Source organism: Tatumella sp. UBA2305 (assembly GCF_002345795.1).
Classification (GTDB): domain Bacteria; phylum Pseudomonadota; class Gammaproteobacteria; order Enterobacterales; family Enterobacteriaceae; genus Tatumella; species Tatumella morbirosei.
In genome coordinates, this window is the sequence record NZ_DDVT01000019.1 from 1 (window position 1) to 20,028 (window position 20,028).

The window sequence follows — 20,028 nt, forward strand, 5'->3', positions numbered from 1 at the left end:
CGGGCGTAGATATACAGGTCGTTGCCGTAGCTGCCATTCAGGTAGTCATCGCCTTGCCCGCCCTGCAGCCGGTCATTCATATCCGAACCGCTGATCCGGTCATCGCCCGGGGTCATGGCGGTGGCAAACATCTGTTCGCGCAGTTGTTGCTGATTCCAGCGGGTGCCGTCGGCAAACTCCAGCCATTCCACACCGGTCTCATAACGGCCCGAAGCGGCCTGGCCCGCCAGCCGTACCGAGCCGCCGTCGCCGGCCCCGGCGGTACTTTCGGCAATGATCAGCAGCATATCGGCCCCGTCACGACTGACCGTCACCTGCGAGGCGGTGATGTCTTTCAGCCACAGCCGGTCGTCAGTCCCTTTGTAGGAATATTCCTCAATAGTATCGTGGCCGTCACCACGGGCGTAGATATACAGGTCATTACCGTAGCTGCCATTCAGGTAGTCGTCGCCTCTGTTGCCATATAACGTATCAGCAAATTTTGAACCGGTGAGTGTGTCGTTGCCATCCAGTCCATACATCACAGAGGCCTGATTCCCGGCGGAAAGAGTGTCGTTACCGAAATTACCAGTCAGCCGGTGGGATGAAAGATCGGGCAATAATAGATCCAGTAATCGCTCAAAAGTATCCCCCTCTGCATTGCTGAGCTCCGAGAGTTGTTTCGTCAGTTGACGGGTAAAATCAGTGTTCAGGGATTTTATAACAATGAATAAATCGACTAACTGATCCCCGGCGGTCAGATCGGACTGATTTATCCCTTCCCGGAGTGTCCTGATAAGTTCGCTACTATCAGCAACGATCTGCTGGTTTTCTATATCCCAGTTAACCTGATCGATTAACGGGGCCAGGTGGGTTTGCACGATTAATTGCGCATAAAAGTTATTCAGTAAAATATCATAAGCAGATTCAAGACGTTCGGCTGCCTGACTCAAGGGATTAGGATTACCATTTTGTCTGAATTCACCGCCTAAAAAGGCTTCCAGGGCAAACAGCTTCTGGGCATTAAAAAATGGCCCGCGACTGTCTTCAGCGTAATTACTGGCTCCGCTCATCTGTCGCATGATTTTATCGGCCAGCTGATAACGTAATTGCTGGTCAGGTTGCTGAATAAACTGTTCCACCAGATCTCTGAGGACATTGTCCCCCCGGGCGATGAGCTGATGTAAATTACTGACATTACCGGTAGCGGTAATATCTGGCAGGCTGGCAATATCGTCACTCACCGCGACTTTATGTTTATCCCGGGTGTGACTGCTGGTTTCTCTGAACCAGACGTCGGTGATTTCTGCCAGACTGCCATCGGTTTTAATGTACTGGCCTTGCTGGCGGAACTCATTTCCATATTCATCGGTGAGTTTACTGTTTCTCCAGTTCAGCTGAATAGCCGCAATCCCAGCCTGTTCCATACTGAGAAGTTCACCTTCATCGGTCATGCCGTTTCCGTTACGATCCTGCCAGACTTGCAGGCTGGTGAAAATCTGGTCTTCGCTGTTAATGATCCCATCGCCGTTGCTGTCATAATCTGCCAGCGCCAGGAAACCATTCGCTGTTGTTTTGCCGGAGGAGTTTAACGTGTTATTACCAAACAGCTCACTGCCATCATCAATGATATGATTACCGTTACGGTCCAGCACCAGTAAACCATCGTCTTTACCAACCCAGCCGGAAAGTTGTGCGTAACCATTGCCGTCGTGGTCGAAATAAACCGGATCTTCTGCCGTTTCCACACCGTCACCGTCAAGATCGACAATCAGCGGGCTTGCCTGGCTGGCAGCATCGTCAGCGGCATCCGTTGCCTGGTCGGCAGCATCATTGGCGGCATCTTCGGCAGCATCCCCGTAAAAAGACCTGGCAAGATCGGCGAGCGGTTTCATCGCATCGTTCATAAAATCCGTCAGCGCATCAAAGGCATTAACTGCGGAATCCAGCCTGGCCGACAGGGTTTCTATGGCACTATCATATGCATCGCCCAGCGAATCACTGAGCGGTTTTAAGGCATCCCTGATATTTTCTATATACTTAGCGGGGTCGATAGCGCCGTCAGCCGCCATACTGGCGATTGATAGCACACCTGCAATAACGGTTAATACGCCGGCAGCTCCCAGCGCAAGGGGGGCAGAGGCCGCACCTGCGGCGACTGCCAAAGCGACTGCACTGGCAGCAGAAGCGAGATGTCCCAGGGCCGAGTAAATATCACTTTTGTTAAGTTTTCCTGTAGAATCATAGGAATCCTTCATAGAATTAGAGTCTGCCAAAACCCCTGCGACGGATAAAAGCACAGATACAACCGGAATGCTTTTCCCGGCGACATTCATTAAAGGCAGGTTTTTTCCCATCATGCTCAAAAAGGATTCGGCGGTTTGTGAGGTACTGACTCCCACTTTAAGATAATCATTTAATGATGCGTTATCTTTATTAGCATTAACAATATTATTAATTGATGATGCAGTGTTAGTCTTTGTACTAATGGCTGATAGTAAATTACCAAATCCAGCTTCTATAATTTTATTTCCCATAAAAAATATCCTTTTTGTTTAAAATTAAATTTATGGTGAGGTAGAGTGTAAGAATTAAAAAAGGTGATGACATTATTATGTCAAAAATCCAGTTGTTATTACCTCTGGTGATGCGCTTGTTTACATTCTCTTTTGAAATTACCTCTTTGCCATCAACGATGACCTGGATAACTCTTCGGTCGGTGCTGAACAGGCTATATTTTTGCCTGAACCAGCCAATTTTTGCCGGTTTACCCTGCCATTTATTATATATTTTTGGTTCGAGGATTACGTTAGTTGGTTTGTTGTTTTTCTTTAATTCTTCTTCTAATTGCGTACGGTATTGTCGGTCTATTTCGCAAAGGTCTGAACCAAAATAAGATGACTTGCAAGAAAAGAATTCAGTATTATTCTCTGTTTTTACCCCAACCTGGTAATGTTTCCTGCCGGACTCTCTGTAAGTAAATAAACCTTCAGTGTAGTGGATATCCTGCTCTGTCGGGAAGCTAATTGCTGATGCATAATATATCGGGATAAGTATGCAATACAGATAATAGATGATTGCACCCAGACAAACTAACAATCGGTCGGCAGGGCGGCCCAGTATCAGATAACGATGTTCGGTAATATTCTTAGACTTTTCGCTATGTTGATTATTCATAATTTATACCTGCCTGCCATTAGGAACAGTAAGTAACTTTAATGTTTCAAAGGGATAACGTAAGTTGCCAAAGAATACGGCTTCTATGATTCTATTCTCCATAGAAAATATCCTTTTTGTTTAAAATTAAATTTATGGTGAGGTAGAGTGTAATGATTAAAAAAGGTGATGAGATTATTATATTAAAAACCCAGTCGTGATTACTCCTAAGCATATCTTTATTTACGCTCTCATTTGAAACTATTTCTTTACCATCAACGATGACCTGGATAACTCGTCTGTCGGTGCTGAATAAGCTATATTTTTGCCTGAACCAGCCAATTTTTGCTGGTTTTCCCTGCCATTTTTTATATATTATTGGTTCTAGAATTACGTTAGTTGGTTTTTTGTTTTTCTTTAATTCTTCTTCTAATTGCGTACGGTATTGTCGATCTATTTCGCAAAGGTCTGTACCAAAATAAGATGACTTGCAAGAAAAGAATTCAGTATTATTCTCTGTTTTTACCCCAACCTGGTAATGTTTCCTGCCGGACTCTCTGTAAGTAAATAAACCTTCAGTGTAGTGGATATCCTGCTCTGTCGGGAAGCTAATTGCTGATGCATAATATATCGGGATAAGTATGCAATACAGATAATAGATGATTGCACCCAGACAAACTAACAATCGGTCGGCAGGGCGGCCCAGTATCAGATAACGATGTTCGGTAATATTCTTAGACTTTTCGCTATGTTGGTTATCCATAATTTATACCTACATGCTATTTAGGAACAGAAAGTAACTTGAATTTTTGTAAGGGGTGAGGTGAGTTATCTAAGCACTCTGATGTGATGGATTTATTTTTCATCATTAGTTCCCTTATTTGAAATTAATAATGTAGTGAGATAGGCTATCCCTATGAGAAAAGGGAGTGACACTATAAGATCAATAAACCAGTTTTTTTTTCGCTTGTTAATGATATTTTTCACACTCTCATTTTTAACAACCTCTTTACCGTCAACGATGACCTGGACAACTCTTCTCCTGGTGCTTAACAAACTATACCTTTGACTGAATCAGCCAATTTTTGCTGGTTTCCCCTGCCATTGTTGATATAGTTTAGGTTTAAGATCTATATTCGTCCGTTTATTATTTTTTTCTAAATATTCTGTGAGTTGGTCGTAATAAATTTTTTCTATTTCACAAAAGTGTGGTCCGAGATAATTTTGTTTGCATGAGAAAAATTCAGTTTCTCTACCAGTTTTGACGCCTATCTGATAATAGTTTCTGCCCACCTCTCTGTAGGTAAAAAGACCTTCAGTATAGTGGATGTCTTTGTCCGTCGGGAATTGAGTTGCTAATATGTAAAATACCGGTATTAGTATGGAGTAGACGTAATTGACGATTGCGGCCAGACAAAGCAATAATAATCCAACCGGTCTTCCCAGTATCAGATAACGCTTTCCGGTAATAACTTTAGGATTTTTTTCAGTACTATTATCCATAATGACCTTTTCCTTCTACCCTGAAAAAAATGTCAGACACTGATTCATAAAAACTTCCTGTTGTAAGGAGTCTGACATAATAAGTATGATAATCTGTCGATGTTTTAATGATTGGCGATAAAATAACACTGCTGATATCCTTCCAGGAATGTGAATATTTCAATAAAAAATAAAAAATACGCAATATTCTTAATGGATAAACACTGTGGGTGAAGTATTGAGAGTAAAATGACTTTGTTCGTGGCTTTAATTTAATGAATTTATTAGTGATTTTAAAATAAACAGTGAGTAAATCAGGAATCATGACCCGGGATCTCGACAAAAAATTATTTTCTTGCCATTATCCGGGTATTCACTATGGAAAGTTAATATCAGCATTCAAACCGCAATGCCGCCGGGGAGTCAGGCTTTGAGGTGTTATCACTGACAGGGATAGTCAATGGAAAAAATGAGACATTACTTTTCTGAATTTTCCGGGAAGAACGAGTTAGTCGCTTGTGTATTACGCTGCAAAAAAGAGCTGTGGAGTATCGGTTTTTTCAGTGTGATTATTAATCTTCTGATGCTGACTCCCTCGGTGTATATGCTCCAGGTGTATGACAGGGTATTATCTTCCGGAAATAAAATAACCCTTATTATGTTAACGCTCATAGTTATCTGGTTATTTATTTCAATCGGGGTTGTCGAATGGATTCGAAATATATTACTGATTCGACTGGGGGCTTATTTAGATACCAGAATAAACAAACGTATATTTTTCAGCGCATTTGAAGGTTTTCTCCGTCAAAGTACCGCACATGCCTCACAGTCTCTGGCTGACCTGACCCTGTTAAGGCAGTTTGCCAGTGGCAATGCATTATTTGCGTTTTTTGATGCCCCCTGGTTTCCTGTTTACCTGTTGATCATATTTTTGCTTCATCCCTGGCTGGGGATCTTGGCACTGGCCGGAGCCATAATTTTAATTCTGCTGGCGTGGCTGAATCAACGTCTGACACACGATGCCATGAATCAGGCAGGATCGATCTCTGCTGCAGCGACTCTGCAGGCGAATACCTGTTTACGTCAGGCAGAAGCCATAGCAGCGATGGGCATGCAGGAGGCGATGTATCGTAAATGGCTGACACAGCATGAGGCATTTTTACAGCAACAAAATCTGGTCAGTGAAAAAAGCGCCCTGGTCGCGGCGACGACCCGCTTTATCAGACTGGCGTTACAGTCCGGAGTTTTAGGGCTCGGCGCATTGCTGGTACTGAAAGGCGAGATTACCCCGGGGATGATGATTGCCGGGTCGATATTGTCTGGTCGGGTTCTGGCGCCTGTCGATCAACTGATCGCTGTGTGGAAAGGCTGGGTGCAGGCCCAACAGGCATGGCAACGATTAAGTGCACTGTTAGAACAGTTCCCGCCAGCTAAACAGGCGATGCCTCTGCCTCCACCTGACGGAAACCTGCGGGTGGAGAATCTCTCGGCAAAACTGCCTGGTCTGGCTAAATATCCGCTTCGTGATATCAGTTTTGAATTGCAGCCTGGTGACGTGATGATGGTTACCGGTCCTTCCGGTGGCGGGAAATCGACGCTTGCCAGGTTGTTAGTGGGTGCTGCTGAACCTTTTGCGGGGTCAGTCCGGCTGGATGGCGCAGATATTCATCAGTATGACCCGCTGACCCTGGGGCCTTACCTCGGCTATCTTCCCCAGGATATTCAACTTTTTGAAGGAACGGTGGCTGAAAATATTGCCCGTTTCGCTGAGCCGGATGAAGAAAAAATCGTGGCGGCAGCCCGTCATGCAGGTATCCACCGGATGATACTGCAACTGCCGGCAGGCTACGATACGCCACTGGGACCGGGCGGGGTAATACTTTCAGGCGGTCAGAAACAGCGTTTGGGCCTGGCCAGAGCCCTGTATCATTCTCCACGGCTGATAGTACTGGATGAACCGGATGCCAGCCTGGATGATGAGGGAAAGCAGGCATTAATTACCGCCATCAGGAGACAACAAGCTGCCGGCAGTACACAAATCATCATCACTCATACCCGATTGCTGCTGCCCTGCAGTAATAAAATACTGATTCTTAATAACGGACGGATCAGTCATTCCGGCACTACTCAGCAGTTTATGCAGCGCGTGGCCACTCCCGGTCAACCGCTGCCAGGTCGCGCCGGCAAAAAGAATCGCTCCCCGGACAGCACGCCTGATTCCAGCCGCCCACCGGGAGTTAACTGACATGCTAAAACCGCGACCGGAGCAGAGAGCTCAGTTTACCCGACCGCTGAAGCTGGTGCGTTACGGTGTCGTCAGCGTGGCTTTTTTATTTACAGGCATGCTGGTGTGGGCATCATGGGCACCGCTGGATAAAGGCGTGATGGTTTCCGGCGTGGTCATGGTGGCGGAAAACAGAAAGGCGGTACAACCCGTGTCGGGAGGCAGGATAGCCAGGCTGGATGTGCGTGAAGGGCAATATGTCCGGCGCGGTCAGGTACTGGTGGTACTCGACGATACCTCCGCACGGGCACTGCGGGATAATCTGTTACATCAGCGATTTGAGGCCAGGACCAGCCAGAGTCGCCTGCTGGCAGAACGTGATGACTTGCCCCGGGTCATCTTTCAGGAGGAACCGGTTAACACAGCGACAGTGCCTGACCCGCAGTTTATGTCAGAGTTACGCGCGGCAGAGCAACAGCTTTTCCTCAGCCGCCGGGTTTCACGCCAACAGGAAGCCACTGCCTTACGCTCAGCCATTGACGGAATGACTGCGCAAATCTCCGGTGCGCAGGCCATGGCAGATAACTACCAGTCACAATGGCAACTGCTTCGCCAGCAGATCCAGCGATTACGGCCGCTGGCAGAGCAGGGGTATGTAGCGACTAATCGCCTGTCAGAGCTGGAGCGACAATGTTATCAGTTATCCGGGGCCCGGCAGCAGGAAAGCAGCAATATTGCCAGGCTGCAGCAACAACGTACTGAACTGCAACACACACTGGTACAACGTAACAGCGATTACCAGAAAGAGATCCACGGCCAGTTGATTGATATTCAAAATATTCAGCAGGACCTGAGTCAGCGTTTACGGGCTGCTGAATATGAACTCGATAATACAGTGATTACTGCGCCGGCCAGTGGCCTGGTGGTGGGGCTGGCATTACATACCGAGGGGGGCGTTGTCGGTAGCGGCCAGGTACTGATGGAAATTGTTCCTGATAAACAACCGTTACAGATAGCCGCGCAATTGCCGGTGAACCTGATAGATAAAGTTTCACCGGGCGCTCAGGCAGAACTGCTGTTTACCGCGTTTAATCAAAGCACGACCCCACGCATTAATGGCCGTATTACGTTAGTCGGCGCAGACCAGTTACAGAATCCTGCCACGGATCAGCCTTATTACGCGCTCTATATCCGGGTGGAGGGAGAGAATAATGACTTTATTAACACCTTCAATGTTCGCCCGGGCATGCCTGTCGAAGCTTTTATTCGAACCGGTGAGCGCTCATTGTTCAACTACCTGTTCAAGCCATTGTCCGACCGCCTGAAACCGGCCTTCACGGAAGAGTAATGATGAAACTGACTTCGCAACAGGTAAAATATTGCTTTTGGCTGAGCCTGATATGGACTCAGTCAGTTGATGCATTGGGGATCACAGAAGCCTGGCAGCGTGCCCTGGTGAATGATCCGGAATACCAGTCGGCGCTTCAGGCCAGCCAGGCCGGCAAGGAGCAGGAGTTTATCGGGCTGTCGGCACTATTGCCTAAAGTGGTTTATGACTATCAGAAATCGTATAACGATTCCAGGGTGACTTCAGGCAACCGCCCTGGTGAACGCCAGTATGGCAGTTATGTTTCGTCATTATCGTTACGTCAGCCGCTGCTGGATTATGAAAGCTGGTCGGTTTACCGGCAGGGGATAGCGGGGGCAGAGCAGGCAGAACAACTGCTGCGTGACCAGCAGCAGAGATTACTGTTGCGGTTGTTCAACGCCTATACGGCGGCATTGTATCAGGCAGAGCTGACTCAACTGGTTGAACAGCAACAACGTGTTTTTACCGAACAGTATCAACTTAACCAGCGCCTGTATCAGGCCGGCGAAGGAACACGGACCGATATTCTTGAAACTGAGGCGCGACTTAATCTGGCCAGTGCTGAGAAGATAGCCGCACAAAATAATCTGGAGCTTAGTCTGCAGGACCTGGAGTTAATCACCGGAACTACAGTAAAAATTGCAGAACTTACGCCACTGCTGAAAAATCCAGCAGTACTGCGTTCAGAATCAAACAGTTACCAGTACTGGCTGACGTTGGCGATCAGGCATAATGCACAACTGCTGGCGCAGAATCGTTCTCTTGAGATAGCTAAGCAGGAAATTGAGAAACAGCGGGCCGGGCATCTTCCGCGCGCCACCTTAATCGCCAGTTACAGAAACACCTATTCAGAGGGTGAATCAAATTACCTTCAGCGCTATGACACCGGCACCGTAGGAATACAAATCAGTGTGCCGATTTTTTCCGGCGGCGGTACCGCAGCGGCGACCCGCCGGGCTCAGGCGCAATATCAGCAAGCGATTTACGGTAAGGATTTACAGACCAATGAAATCCGCAAACAGATAGCTAAACAATATCATTTGCTGAAGAGCTCGCGGGCCAAAATTTCCGCCTTTCAGCTTGCGGAGAAAACTCAGCAGACCCTGATAGTGGCGACCAAAAGCAGTGTTCAGGGAGGAGAACGTATCAATTCTGATGTGCTGAATGCAGAGCTACAGCTTAGCTCGGTACAAAGAGATCTGTCGGAAGCGCGCTACACTGCAGTCTCCGCCTGGCTGGAACTGCATTATTATGCAGGGATTCTGGATGGCGGGGTGTTAAAGCAACTGGCCTCATTATTTGAGCGCCGGTAAACCGAAGTCCGGTGGCGATGAATACTGGCTCAGCGCCGCGCCGCTCTGGCGGTTACCGACGGATAACGCGTTGTCAGTGAGTTTATTCCTCGCCATGCTGGCAATGACTGCTGTACTGCCAGCACCTGATAAGTGACCACGACAGACGGGAGACACACTGTTGCCGCCTGTTCGGCTTGTTAACTGAAAAACTCATTCAGTGCACTGCCCAGGGCGGCGGGTTGTTCATCCGGAATAAAGTGGCCACTGTGAGCTATAGTGATGCCGGTAACATTCTCTGAAAACTGACGTAACGGGGCCGCCATATCGGTAATCGAACCCTGATCAGCACTGATTGCCAGCAGAGGAACCGTCAGTTTACCCTGGTCACGCAATTGTCGGTTTTGTTCTGCCGACAGCGCTATTTCACGGTAAGGGGCCAGCCCTGCACGCAGTGCTCCATCCTTGCGAAAAATTCGCAGATATTCCGCCATATCACTATCACTGAACGCCATCGGACTGACCGTTTTACGGCGTAAAAACCATTCCAGATAAATGTCCTCACGTCCACGAATCAGGGATTCAGGTAAATCAGGCACCAGATGAAAGGCGAAGTGCCACAATTTCCAGGCATTATCCGGAGAAACCGGTAAAGCCTCGGGTAAGGTAATCCCGGGAATACCGGCATCCAGGAGTGCCAGTTTAGTGACCTGTTGGCTGTATTTCATAGCATAGGGCCAGGCCACCCAGGCGCCCACATCATGTGCGGCCAGAGAGTAACGCCCGATACCTAAAATTTGCATCAGCCCATGAATCTTTCCTGCCAGCGCCAGCGTATCGTAACCGTGAAGGGGTTTGTCTGAATCGCCCTGGCCAGGTAAGTCGGGGGCAATAATCCGGAAGCGCTCAGCCAGATGTGGCATCACTTTATGCCATGCAAACCAGCTTTGGGGAAACCCCGCCAGCAGTAACAGGACTTCACCTTGCGGATTACCGCCACTGACATAATGTATTCTTACACCTTCCACCGTCTGATAGTGATGATGGAATCCTGGCAGATGATCGACCGGCTGTGACCAGCCCTGTGTGAGAGTGGTGTCTGGCATAAAATAATCTCCTTAATTATGGATTAATCATTTCCTTATTGGTTGTGGTTTTTCAGAATGTCAGCAAGATATTTGTTAGCTGATATCAACTGGCGTGTAAAATAAGGAAATGAGCGATTCCTTAATGGTTGCATATTCCGGTAAAAAAGAAAAGCGCTAATCTTTAGGGGTAAGGAGAAGGCAGTGACCCACGACGACGGACAGGTCAGTGAATTTGAGGTCATGGCTCAGTTTGAATTGCGCGACGGCAAAATCTGTCGCTGCCATGAACTCACCCGACAGATCTTCGGCCCTGAGCAGCATCGGGATTTAGGCAGCCGCTAAAACACCGGTGGAGATGAACTGTGATAACCGCTAATGATATCCTGTCTGCGAACTCTGTTATTGAAGGTGAGCTTATGTGGATTCAGAAAACCGTAAAACTTGCCCCGCGTAGTCGGGGTTTTCACCTGATCACTGCTGAAATTGAGCGGTCCTTGCCTGAGATGGCACAAATAAGGAAAGGTCTGTTGCATATTTTTATTCAGCACACATCAGCCTCTCTGACCATTAATGAAAATGCTGATCCGACGGTCAGAGGGGATTTCGAACGTTTTTTTAATCATGCTGTGCCGGAAAATGAGCCTTATTACCAGCATACTTATGAAGGCAGTGATGATATGCCAGCGCATCTGAAAAGTAGTCTGCTGGGACCGGCTCTTACGATCCCACTGACTCTGGGTGGGCTGAATTTAGGGACCTGGCAGGGTATTTACTTATGTGAACACCGAAATCATGGTGGTAGCCGGACCGTGGTACTGACATTACAGGGTGAAGCGTTCCGTTAAACTTTGCATTTAATTACATTGTTAAATACGGAAAATTAGTTTTTATGAGTTATTGTTTACTACTGATATTACTGAATGAATTTGATGATAATCAGCAAAAATATTGGCTATGAATAAAGCTTAAATGATTAGAGTGTTACAAGGATATCAATATCACACTTCATTTATCCGGAGTATTTAATGAGACTCAATAAAGCCCTTTTACCTCTGATGACGTTAGCAAGTTTGTATATTCCCCTGTCACATGCTCAGGAGTTGACCTATCAACTGGACCCTAATCATACTTCAGTCATTGTGACATGGAACCATTTTGGTTTTTCTCACCCGACTGCCAATATTCCTGCTACCTCGGGGACTCTGGTATTTGACCCTCAACATCCGGACAAAGCTAAACTTGATGTGACTATTCCGGTGAATCAGATAGATACACATGTTCCTGCGCTGACCTCAGAATTTCGTGGTGACAAATACTTTGATGTCGCCAAATATCCGACCGCGACTTTCCGCAGCACCAAAGTGGTGGAGAAAGGCCACAATAAATATGCTGTTTATGGGGAGCTCACCTTAAAAGGCATCACGAAACCAGTAACGTTGCACGCCACACTGAATAAACTGGGTGAACAGCCGATGCTGAAAAAAAACGCAGTAGGATTTGATGCAACAGCTACACTTAAACGTTCCGAATTTAAACTGGATCAGTATGTCCCGCAGGTTGCTGATGAAGTGACACTGACTATTTCTACCGAAGCACACGGTCAGTAACCAGACAATAAATTATGGTAAAAGAGCCGGTGATTAACTCGCCGGACTCTGATTAATTTCACGTAACACTCTGCAGGGGTTACCTGCGGCTACCACATTTGCCGGGATATTTTTAGTTACCACGCTGCCGGCACCAATGACACTGTTATCCCCCACCGATACTCCGGGAACGATATTCACACCTGCCCCAATCCAGACATTATTACCAATAGTCACTGGCAGTGCATATTCCAGTCCCTGGTTGCGGGTCGGATAATCCAGCGGGTGACCTGCGGTATGTAATCCGACATTGGGACCAATAAACACATTGTCGCCAATGGTAACTTTGGCGGCATCCAGAATAATCAGGTTGTGATTAGCATAGAAATTTTCACCAAGAAAAATATGCGAGCCATAATCACAATAAAACGGTGGTTCGATAACAATATTTGGTCCGCATTTTCCGAGCAAATTTTTTAACATGCGGCGTCTTAACTCAATGTCCTCGGCCGGCGTCTGGTTGTAACGGGCACAGGCCTGTTTTACATGAGTTCTCAGCGCCAGAATGGCCGAATCGTGGTTAGCATCATACAGCTGACCATCAGCGACCCGGGTAATCTTATTCATGGTTATTATTCCTTGTCAGAGGGAAAGTGGAATTTTCACTGCGCCTGATGAGCATAGGGTAATTATCTGTCTGCGTGGTGCTCTTTTTGTCTGAATTGCGCAATGAGAGGGCAAATTGTCCGTTACGCAAAGATGGCTGTCAGTTAAGGAGGCGCAACGGCCTGTCGTTTGGGACATACTCAGTGCATATTCCGATGTTGAGCGAAATGGAGCGTCATTATGTTAGCTGACCCGTCAAAGAAATATCTGGCCTATCCGGTCGTCAATTTGCCCGATCGTCAGTGGCCCGGTAATACATTAACTAAAGTTCCCCAGTGGTGCTCCAGTGATTTGCGTGACGGTAACCAGTCACTGGCAGAACCCATGGATAACCCGCGTAAACGGCAGTTTTTTGAGATGCTGGTTCGCTGCGGTTTTAAGCAAATTGAGGTGGCTTTTCCTTCCGCTTCGCAGACGGATTTCGATTTTGTTCGTGGCCTGATTAATGATAAGGCTGTTCCGGACGATGTGATTATCCAGGTACTGACGCCTTCGCGTAATGATCTGATTGAGCGTACTTTCGAAGCATTAAAGGGTATTCCTCAGGCGATTGTTCATCTCTACAACGCCACCTCACCGTTGTTCCGTGAAGTCGTGTTTAACCAGGATAAAGCAGCGACCCGGGAACTGGCGGTCAGAGGCGCAAAACATATTCGCCGGCTGGCTGAGCAATATCCGCAGACCCGCTGGACCTTCGAGTATTCACCAGAAACCTTCTGTTTTACTGAACTGGATTTTTCGCTGGAAGTGTGTGAAGCCGTCGCTGAGGTCTGGGACCCTTGTGACGAACGACCGATGATTATTAATTTGCCGGCGACGGTTGAGGTCAATACTCCGAACGTTTATGCCGACCAGATTGAGTGGTTCTGCCGCCATTTCAGCCGCCGGAAACAGGTGTCCATCAGTGTCCATCCGCATAATGACCGGGGCACCGGAGTCGCCAGTGCAGAACTGGCGATGCTGGCCGGAGCCGATCGCGTTGAAGGTTGCCTGTTTGGTAATGGTGAGCGCACCGGTAATGTGGATCTGGTCACTCTGGCACTGAATCTCTATACCCAGGGGATTTCACCCGGGCTGGATTTTAGTAATCTGCCGGAGATTGTTGAACTGGTAGAGCAGTGTAATCAGTTACCCGTACACCCTCGTCATCCTTATGCCGGTGAGCTGGTGTTTACCGCGTTCTCAGGTTCTCATCAGGATGCTATCAAAAAAGGCTTTGCTGTCCGCCAGCAGAATCCGGATCAGCCGTGGCAGATCCCTTATCTGTCACTGGATCCCGTCGATGTCGGTTGTAATTATGAAGCCGTGATCCGAGTGAACAGCCAGTCCGGCAAGAGTGGTGCGGCCTGGTTGCTGGAACAGAATCATGGCCTGAAATTACCGCGAGGGGTACAGATCGATTTCAGCAAAGTGGTACAGCGCGAAACGGATGCCAGCGGTCGGGAGATGAGCAGTGGCGATATCTGGCGGTTATTCCGTCAAAGTTACGGACTGAGTGAACAACCGGTCATTGAACTGCTGAGTTATGAAATTCGCAGTGATGATCGTGATATTCGTCATTTCACGGCTACGGTCGGATATCAGGGAGGGCAGCGTCAAATCCGCGGCAGTGGTAACGGGCTGCTGTCGGCGGCGGTGGATGCCGTATGCCACAGTTTTGATATCCAGGCTCAGATTGGTGATTACGATGAGCATACCCTGGGTCATCAAAGTCACAGCCGGGCGGTGGCTTATGTCAGTTGCCAGTCCGGCAGCGGTGAACGCTTAATCGGTGTAGGTATTGATAACGATGTTTCTGCTGCATCTTTGCAGGCTCTGTTTAATGCCTGCGGTCAGTTGGAAAGCATTAAAGGCGTTAAGGCCTGACGGTCGGTTAGTCTGGCGACTGCACCGGTGAAGCACTGTATTCACTGGGGGAGACGCCCAGTATCCGCCGGAACATCACACTGAAGGCTGCCGGACTGTCATAACCGGCTTCCAGGGCAGCCTCCAGTACCGAATGACCCTGGCTCAGTGCATTCATAGCGGCAATAATTTTTGCCCGTCTTACCCAGTCACTAAAACTCAGGCCGGTTTCGCGCTGAAAGCGGCGCGACAGGGTTCTGCCGCTAATGCCAAGCTGGTTTGCCACCTGTTCGAGTTCGTAGTTTTCCGCGACATTCTGTTTTATCTCTTCACATACCGCCAGTAGCTGCAGATCAACAGGGTCGGGTAAATTCAGCGGGAGTATTGGCATTATCCGAAGCTCATCAAGAATCAACTCAATAATTCGTTCATCACGGCCACCGGAGAGAAAGTGGGCCGGAATACCCAGTGATGCATTAATCAGCTCTCTGAGCAACGGGGTGATTTGCACCACCTGACACTGAGCTGGCAGGTCAGCACGGGCCAGCGGGTCGACAAACAACGTTCTGGCCCGCACATGGCCGGTAAATTTCAGACTGTGAACTGTTCTGGCGGGCAACCAGACACCGCGGCCAGGTGGAACCAGCCAGTCTCCGGCAGGCGTGGTGACTCTGACCAGACCACTGAGAAGATGAATCAGCTGACAGCAGCGGTGGCTGTGGCCGGATTCTGCGGCACCATGCGGATAATCAATCGCGACGGTCGTCAGTGACTGGCCGGGGGCCAGAAAGTCATCGTGCATGAAGTTACCTTTACACATCCATGGGCTATTATTGACGGAAACTATAGTCGGGTTTGGGAAAGACTATAACCGGTAATGTCCCGGGGAGTGGTGATGATGTTGAAAATGATAATAGTGAGTGGGCTATTTTTTTCTCTGCCGGTACTGGCAGAGCCGGAATTTGCCGTATCGATCGAGAGTTCGTTGAAAGAGTGTAGTCAGAAAGCCGTCACTACGCTTGACAGTGTGGACTGTTATTCAGTGGCTGAACAGGCATGGGATAAAGCCCTAAATCAGCAGTACCGGTTGCTTATTGAGGGTCAGTCGCCGGAATTCCGGGCGGCAATGAAAATCTCACAGCGCGCCTGGCTAAACTACCGCGACCGTTATCTTGATTCCTTACGGGCATTTTACCGGCAGCAACAGGGTACTATCTGGTCGATAATAATGAGTGAGGCCAGTATGCGTCTGACCCGTAACCAGGCGATAGAGCTGTATTCCTTACGTCGCAGTACCGATCTGCAAGGCTGAGTATGCCCCCGCGTGAGTCGTCCGGAGGCATAACACGGCCCTGCAGTTCAGATAAAACACATCAGATTAATGTGCAGCCGCTGGTTTTTCTGGTTTTGGCGGCAGTGGCAACACTTCGATCCTTACCTGGTATTTTCCGGCATCGACCTGAGGAACCTGAGCCACCAGATTTTTCAGTGTTTCGGCGGGTGTCGAGGTTGTTTCGGTCACTGCGTAGACCGGCATGGGATGCGGAGGATGCATGCCGCCGTGCATGTGATGTTCAAAGTCATGGTGGTCATCAGACTGTGGGCCCGGCGCAGCGTAGGACAATGCAGAGACCAGTAACAGTGGTGCAGTAAGACAAATCGCCAGTTTTTTCATGATGAACTCCTTTAAATTTAAGTCCTCTGCAGGATCGGTGAAGTGCTGCCTGTACTTCAACCGGATTTGCATGTTGTTTACCTGTTTTTCGATATCCCAACAGTTGTTTCTGTTGGCGGAAAAAATGTGGTTTTGGTCGCCATTGGGCTTCTGGCTGAAAGCGTTTTCAGTGGGGACGACATGTCCGAATCATCCAAAAGAACGGGGTGTTTTCAGCAGGCGTAAACGAGGTTAAATCTGCAAAGCTGCATGCCGTCAGCTCAACGGTCCCGGGGGGATAAGAGAGAGTGGCATCAGGTGCGGGTAACTGCGTGGGATATCACATTCAGAGTTTTTATGAAAAGCCGGATTACGGCGAATAAACATCCTGAAACGTTTTAATTTATTTAATCGTTATATAACTTATTATATAGCGTTATATTGCTTTCCTGGCTCCCGAAAAGCAGTGGCAACCCTTTGTTTCGGGGAAAATTAAATAAAAAAAATAGTGAAAATAATAATGCTAATCTGTAAGCAATTTCAGGGAAAAAAGAGTCTGCTGTGTCTTTCATTGTTGGCCAGTATTTCAGCAACGGCTGCGGCTCAGGATCCCGGACAAACGCTGGTGGTCTCAGCAAAACCCACCCAAAGTGCTGATGCAACCCAACAACAGGCCACTCCCGGTAACCTGGGAAAAACCCGCGTTAAAGATATTCCCTGGTCTGTACAGACGGTTTCTGCGCCTATGATGAAAGCTCAGCAGTTAAAAAGCGTTAATCAACTGTACCGGTATATGCCCTCGGTCCAGGGGGATGGTGCCCGGCCACAGACCCGTGGGATGCAAGGCAGTGTGGTACAAAACAGTATGATTGACGGATTAAATGTGGTGTCGACTACCGATTATCCGGTAGAACAGTTTGACCATATTGAAGTTCTCGAGGGTCTGGCGGGATCACTCTATGGACCCGCAAATCCGGCGGGGCTGTTTAATTTCGTCTCAAAACGCGGCACGGAGACTCCATATCATTCCCTTACCCTTGGCGGAGGGACCGGACTGACCCATAAGCTGGCTGGCGATTTTAGTGGTCCGCTCGACAGTAATGACAGAATCCGCTACCGCGCTAATGTGCTGGATGATGAAGGAGACGGTTATGTCAAAGGCAGCAAAATTCGTCGTCAGATGTTTAGCCTCGCGCTGGATGCTAACCTGACCGACAAAACCCTGCTGGAAACCAATTTCAGTTATTACCACTATTACGATAAAGGCCTGCCGGGGAAATTTGCGCTGGCCAGCGGTGTTTCTTTCCCCTCAGCCCCGAACCCAAAAACAGCGCATCTTGGGCAGTCGTATGCGGGTAATAACAATCATACGCTGACCGCCGGCATCCATCTGAAACATGATTTTAATGGTAACTGGCTCGGCGAGATTGGTTTTTTGCGTCAGATTGCCGATCGTGAATCTACCGCAGTCACCAATACCCTGACCGATAATGCCGGCGACTACACCACGACATCTTCAACCAGCACAGCCAGCCGTTTCACCATTAACAGTTATATGGCGAATATCAGTGGAGAAGAGGATACCGGACCGGTGACTCATCAGATTTCTGCGGAGATTCGTGGTTTTTCGTGGAAAAACTATAACCCGGTAGCGGGTGGGACCAAAACGCTGGGCAGCGCCTCACTGGATAATCCACAAGCGTTTGCTGAGCCAGATTATCCTGACTTTACTCACCGTTATCATTCGGCCAGTACCACCCAGACGTCATTGTTGTTAAGTGATACTCTGACGTTTTCGCCAAAGTGGAGTACCATTCTGGCAGGCAGTGAAAGCCAGTTAGCGACCTCAAACTATGGGGCCAGCGGAACAAGGACCAGTGATTCCTCTGACAGTGGTTTCAGTGGCTCTGCCAGTCTGTTGTACAAACCCGTCGAACCTCTGACACTTTATGTGACCTATACCGACAGCCTGCAACAAGGAGATACGGCACCGACAGGAGCCGCTAACGCCGGTAACATTCTGGCCCCTTACCGCAGTAAACAAATTGAAGCCGGCAGCAAACTGGCCGTAGGCCGGATGCTACTGACTGCCGCACTGTTTCAGATTAAACGTCCGTTTGCTTATACCGACAGTGATGGCGTGTATGCGTTGGACGGTGAACAACGCAACCGGGGTCTGGAGTTAATGGCTGAAGGTGATGCCACTCAACGAATTCATATTTATGGGGGGATGACCTGGTTGGATCCTCGTTTGCTGGATACGGCGAGTACCACTACCAGTGATAAGCAGGTGGTCGGTCTGTCCCGTTATACTGCCAGCCTGTTCGCTTCTTATGATCTGCCGCTATGGCAGGGTTCTGAAGTCCATGCCGGGGTACGTTATGTCGGACGTCGCGCCACGGATAACACTAATACCAGCTGGGTAGGTAGCTATACCACTCTGGATGTGGGGAGTTCATGGAAAACCCAACTGTTTGCCAAAGCAACAACCTTCCGGCTGGATATCACTAACCTGACTAACCGACATTACTGGACCAACATCGTACCTGGTGGCCTTAACGGTTATACCGGTGCGGGTTATGCCAGTGCCTCTGTAGGTGAACCACGGATGGCCGAAGTCTCAATGCAGGTGCAATTTTGATAAAAATTAAACTCCCGGGCTTAGCGGCCTTGCTGTTCAGTCTGTTTGTCAGTCCGTGGGTGGCTGCACAGACGGTCACGGATGATGCAGGGCACCAGGTGACGGTGCCAGCCAGTGCTCACCGGATTGCTGATGGCTGGTTTGCTCACCACTCACTGTTGATGACGTTAGGGGCAGGAGACCGTATTGTGGCTACGGTAAACCACCCTAAAGATCGTCCCTGGATGTTCAAAGTGCAACCTTCTTTGTACAAAGCACTTCAGACGCCTGGCCATGAGTTTTCCAGTGAAGCGCTGGTACTCAGGCATGTGGACGTGGTGTTTGTCTCGAAAAATGATCCGGCAGCGCAGAGCTACCGTCAGGCAGGAATTCCCGTGCTGATGATGAATTTTGATGACTTTCCCTCTATGGAGCGTTCGTTACTGACCACAGCGGCGGTCGTGGGTACGCCACAGGCCCGTCAGCGTGCCGAAGCTTATAACCATTACCTTAACCAGCAAATTGCGATGATTAGTCAGAAAACCCGTGGGCTGAGCCAGCAACAGCGTCCGACAGTGTTACATATTCAGTCGCTGAAACCGCTGAAAGTTGACGGACGCAATACGCTGATAGACACCTGGATCAGGCTGGCGGGGGGCAGAAATGTTGCCGCGACAGTTGACGGTAATATGAAGGAGATTACCCCTGAGCAGGTCCTGGCCTGGCAACCGGATTATATTATTCTGGATGCGTCGGCAGGAACCCTGGAGCAGTCCCCCTTTCAGGGGATTTTTAGTCAGTTACGCGCGGTTAAGCAACATCATGTAGTGCGTAATCCTTCCGGGGTATTTCCCTGGGATCGCTACGGAACCGAAACTGCCCTGCAAATCCAGTGGGCCGCCCGGTTACTGCATCCTGCATTATTCAGGGAGCTGGATATGGTTCGCCAGACCTGTGATTTTTATCAGCAATTTTTCGGCTACCCACTGACTGACGTTCAGGCGAAGCGTATCCTGGCAGCTTTGCCACCACAATGAGCAGTATGCCGCCCGTCAATTATACGGGCG

The 20,028-nt window shown here is 48.7% G+C and carries 19 protein-coding genes and 1 pseudogene; 11 read left to right on the forward strand and 9 right to left on the reverse strand.

From position 1 onward, the window contains the following. From B3Z23_RS11915 to B3Z23_RS11930, 4 genes and pseudogenes are all read right to left on the reverse strand, one after another. A pseudogene (locus B3Z23_RS11915) lies at positions 1-2,237 on the reverse strand (hypothetical protein); the annotation flags it as partial. Positions 2,238-2,505: 268 nt separating this feature from the next. Then, the gene (locus tag B3Z23_RS11920; protein ID WP_294910255.1) at positions 2,506-3,156 is read right to left on the reverse strand and encodes a hypothetical protein; all 651 of its coding nucleotides are present in this window, start codon (positions 3,154-3,156) and stop codon (positions 2,506-2,508) included. A gap of 91 nt (positions 3,157-3,247) precedes the next feature. Continuing rightward, positions 3,248-3,898, reverse strand: coding sequence for a hypothetical protein (locus B3Z23_RS11925; protein WP_294910256.1), 651 nt, complete (start codon positions 3,896-3,898; stop codon positions 3,248-3,250). 311 nt (positions 3,899-4,209) lie between these two features. Then, positions 4,210-4,638 carry a hypothetical protein gene (locus tag B3Z23_RS11930; protein ID WP_294910258.1) on the reverse strand — a complete coding sequence of 143 codons (429 nt, stop codon included), beginning with the start codon at positions 4,636-4,638 and terminating at the stop codon, positions 4,210-4,212. A gap of 439 nt (positions 4,639-5,077) precedes the next feature. Between B3Z23_RS11930 and B3Z23_RS11935 the strand changes: the two genes are divergently transcribed. Genes B3Z23_RS11935 through B3Z23_RS11945 form a run of 3 tightly spaced genes read left to right on the forward strand, consistent with a single transcriptional unit; the run spans position 5,078 to position 9,523 of the window. Further along, positions 5,078-6,862, forward strand: a complete 1,785-nt coding sequence (locus B3Z23_RS11935; protein ID WP_294910260.1) for a type I secretion system permease/ATPase — start codon at positions 5,078-5,080, stop codon at positions 6,860-6,862. A gap of 1 nt (position 6,863) precedes the next feature. After that, a complete protein-coding gene (locus B3Z23_RS11940; RefSeq protein WP_294910262.1) occupies positions 6,864-8,189 on the forward strand; it encodes an HlyD family type I secretion periplasmic adaptor subunit in 1,326 nt (441 codons plus the stop codon). After that, positions 8,189-9,523 carry a TolC family outer membrane protein gene (locus B3Z23_RS11945; RefSeq protein WP_294910264.1) on the forward strand — a complete coding sequence of 445 codons (1,335 nt, stop codon included), beginning with the start codon at positions 8,189-8,191 and terminating at the stop codon, positions 9,521-9,523. Before B3Z23_RS11940 ends, B3Z23_RS11945 begins: the two co-directional genes overlap by 1 nt. On the opposite strand, the gene B3Z23_RS11950 is transcribed toward B3Z23_RS11945, so the two are convergent. Next, on the reverse strand, positions 9,506-9,679 hold the full coding sequence (locus tag B3Z23_RS11950; RefSeq protein ID WP_294910265.1) for a hypothetical protein: 174 nt from the start codon (positions 9,677-9,679) through the stop codon (positions 9,506-9,508). The two genes, B3Z23_RS11945 and B3Z23_RS11950, sit on opposite strands and share 18 nt — an antisense overlap. A gap of 23 nt (positions 9,680-9,702) precedes the next feature. Next, a complete protein-coding gene (locus B3Z23_RS11955; protein ID WP_294910267.1) occupies positions 9,703-10,608 on the reverse strand; it encodes an alpha/beta fold hydrolase in 906 nt (301 codons plus the stop codon). Positions 10,609-10,791: 183 nt separating this feature from the next. On the opposite strand from B3Z23_RS11955, the gene B3Z23_RS11960 reads away from it, so the two are divergent. From B3Z23_RS11960 to B3Z23_RS11970, 3 genes are all read left to right on the forward strand, one after another. Continuing rightward, a complete protein-coding gene (locus B3Z23_RS11960; protein ID WP_294910269.1) occupies positions 10,792-10,932 on the forward strand; it encodes a hypothetical protein in 141 nt (46 codons plus the stop codon). Between the two features lie 74 nt (positions 10,933-11,006). Next, positions 11,007-11,435 (forward strand): secondary thiamine-phosphate synthase enzyme YjbQ, encoded by a 429-nt coding sequence (locus B3Z23_RS11965; RefSeq protein WP_294910270.1) that lies wholly within the window; start codon positions 11,007-11,009, stop codon positions 11,433-11,435. Between the two features lie 180 nt (positions 11,436-11,615). Then, positions 11,616-12,197: a YceI family protein gene (locus B3Z23_RS11970; RefSeq protein WP_294910272.1), complete on the forward strand. Its 582-nt coding sequence runs from the start codon at positions 11,616-11,618 to the stop codon at positions 12,195-12,197. A gap of 33 nt (positions 12,198-12,230) precedes the next feature. On the opposite strand, the gene B3Z23_RS11975 is transcribed toward B3Z23_RS11970, so the two are convergent. Beyond that, complete coding sequence (locus B3Z23_RS11975; RefSeq protein WP_294910274.1) at positions 12,231-12,803, reverse strand: sugar O-acetyltransferase; 573 nt, start codon at positions 12,801-12,803, stop codon at positions 12,231-12,233. Positions 12,804-13,022: 219 nt separating this feature from the next. Between B3Z23_RS11975 and leuA the strand changes: the two genes are divergently transcribed. Further along, a complete protein-coding gene (leuA, locus tag B3Z23_RS11980) occupies positions 13,023-14,708 on the forward strand; it encodes a 2-isopropylmalate synthase (protein WP_294910276.1) in 1,686 nt (561 codons plus the stop codon). A 7-nt stretch (positions 14,709-14,715) separates the two neighbouring features. Here leuA and B3Z23_RS11985 read toward each other — a convergent pair whose 3' ends face one another. Continuing rightward, the gene (locus B3Z23_RS11985) at positions 14,716-15,489 is read right to left on the reverse strand and encodes an AraC family transcriptional regulator (RefSeq protein WP_294910278.1); all 774 of its coding nucleotides are present in this window, start codon (positions 15,487-15,489) and stop codon (positions 14,716-14,718) included. A gap of 93 nt (positions 15,490-15,582) precedes the next feature. On the opposite strand from B3Z23_RS11985, the gene B3Z23_RS11990 reads away from it, so the two are divergent. Next, positions 15,583-15,999: a lysozyme inhibitor LprI family protein gene (locus B3Z23_RS11990; RefSeq protein ID WP_294910280.1), complete on the forward strand. Its 417-nt coding sequence runs from the start codon at positions 15,583-15,585 to the stop codon at positions 15,997-15,999. Positions 16,000-16,065: 66 nt separating this feature from the next. On the opposite strand, the gene B3Z23_RS11995 is transcribed toward B3Z23_RS11990, so the two are convergent. Beyond that, positions 16,066-16,362, reverse strand: a complete 297-nt coding sequence (locus tag B3Z23_RS11995; protein ID WP_294910282.1) for a hypothetical protein — start codon at positions 16,360-16,362, stop codon at positions 16,066-16,068. A 42-nt stretch (positions 16,363-16,404) separates the two neighbouring features. Here B3Z23_RS11995 and B3Z23_RS12000 point away from each other — a divergent pair, with 42 nt between their 5' ends. The 3 genes from B3Z23_RS12000 (at position 16,405) to B3Z23_RS12010 (ending at position 19,998) form a co-directional block, all read left to right on the forward strand. Further along, positions 16,405-16,587: a hypothetical protein gene (locus B3Z23_RS12000; protein WP_294910284.1), complete on the forward strand. Its 183-nt coding sequence runs from the start codon at positions 16,405-16,407 to the stop codon at positions 16,585-16,587. Between the two features lie 274 nt (positions 16,588-16,861). Further along, complete coding sequence (locus B3Z23_RS12005; protein WP_294910285.1) at positions 16,862-18,982, forward strand: TonB-dependent receptor; 2,121 nt, start codon at positions 16,862-16,864, stop codon at positions 18,980-18,982. Then, a complete protein-coding gene (locus B3Z23_RS12010; protein ID WP_414716487.1) occupies positions 18,976-19,998 on the forward strand; it encodes an ABC transporter substrate-binding protein in 1,023 nt (340 codons plus the stop codon). The genes B3Z23_RS12005 and B3Z23_RS12010 overlap by 7 nt, the downstream gene beginning before the upstream one ends. Positions 19,999-20,028 lie beyond the last annotated feature (30 nt).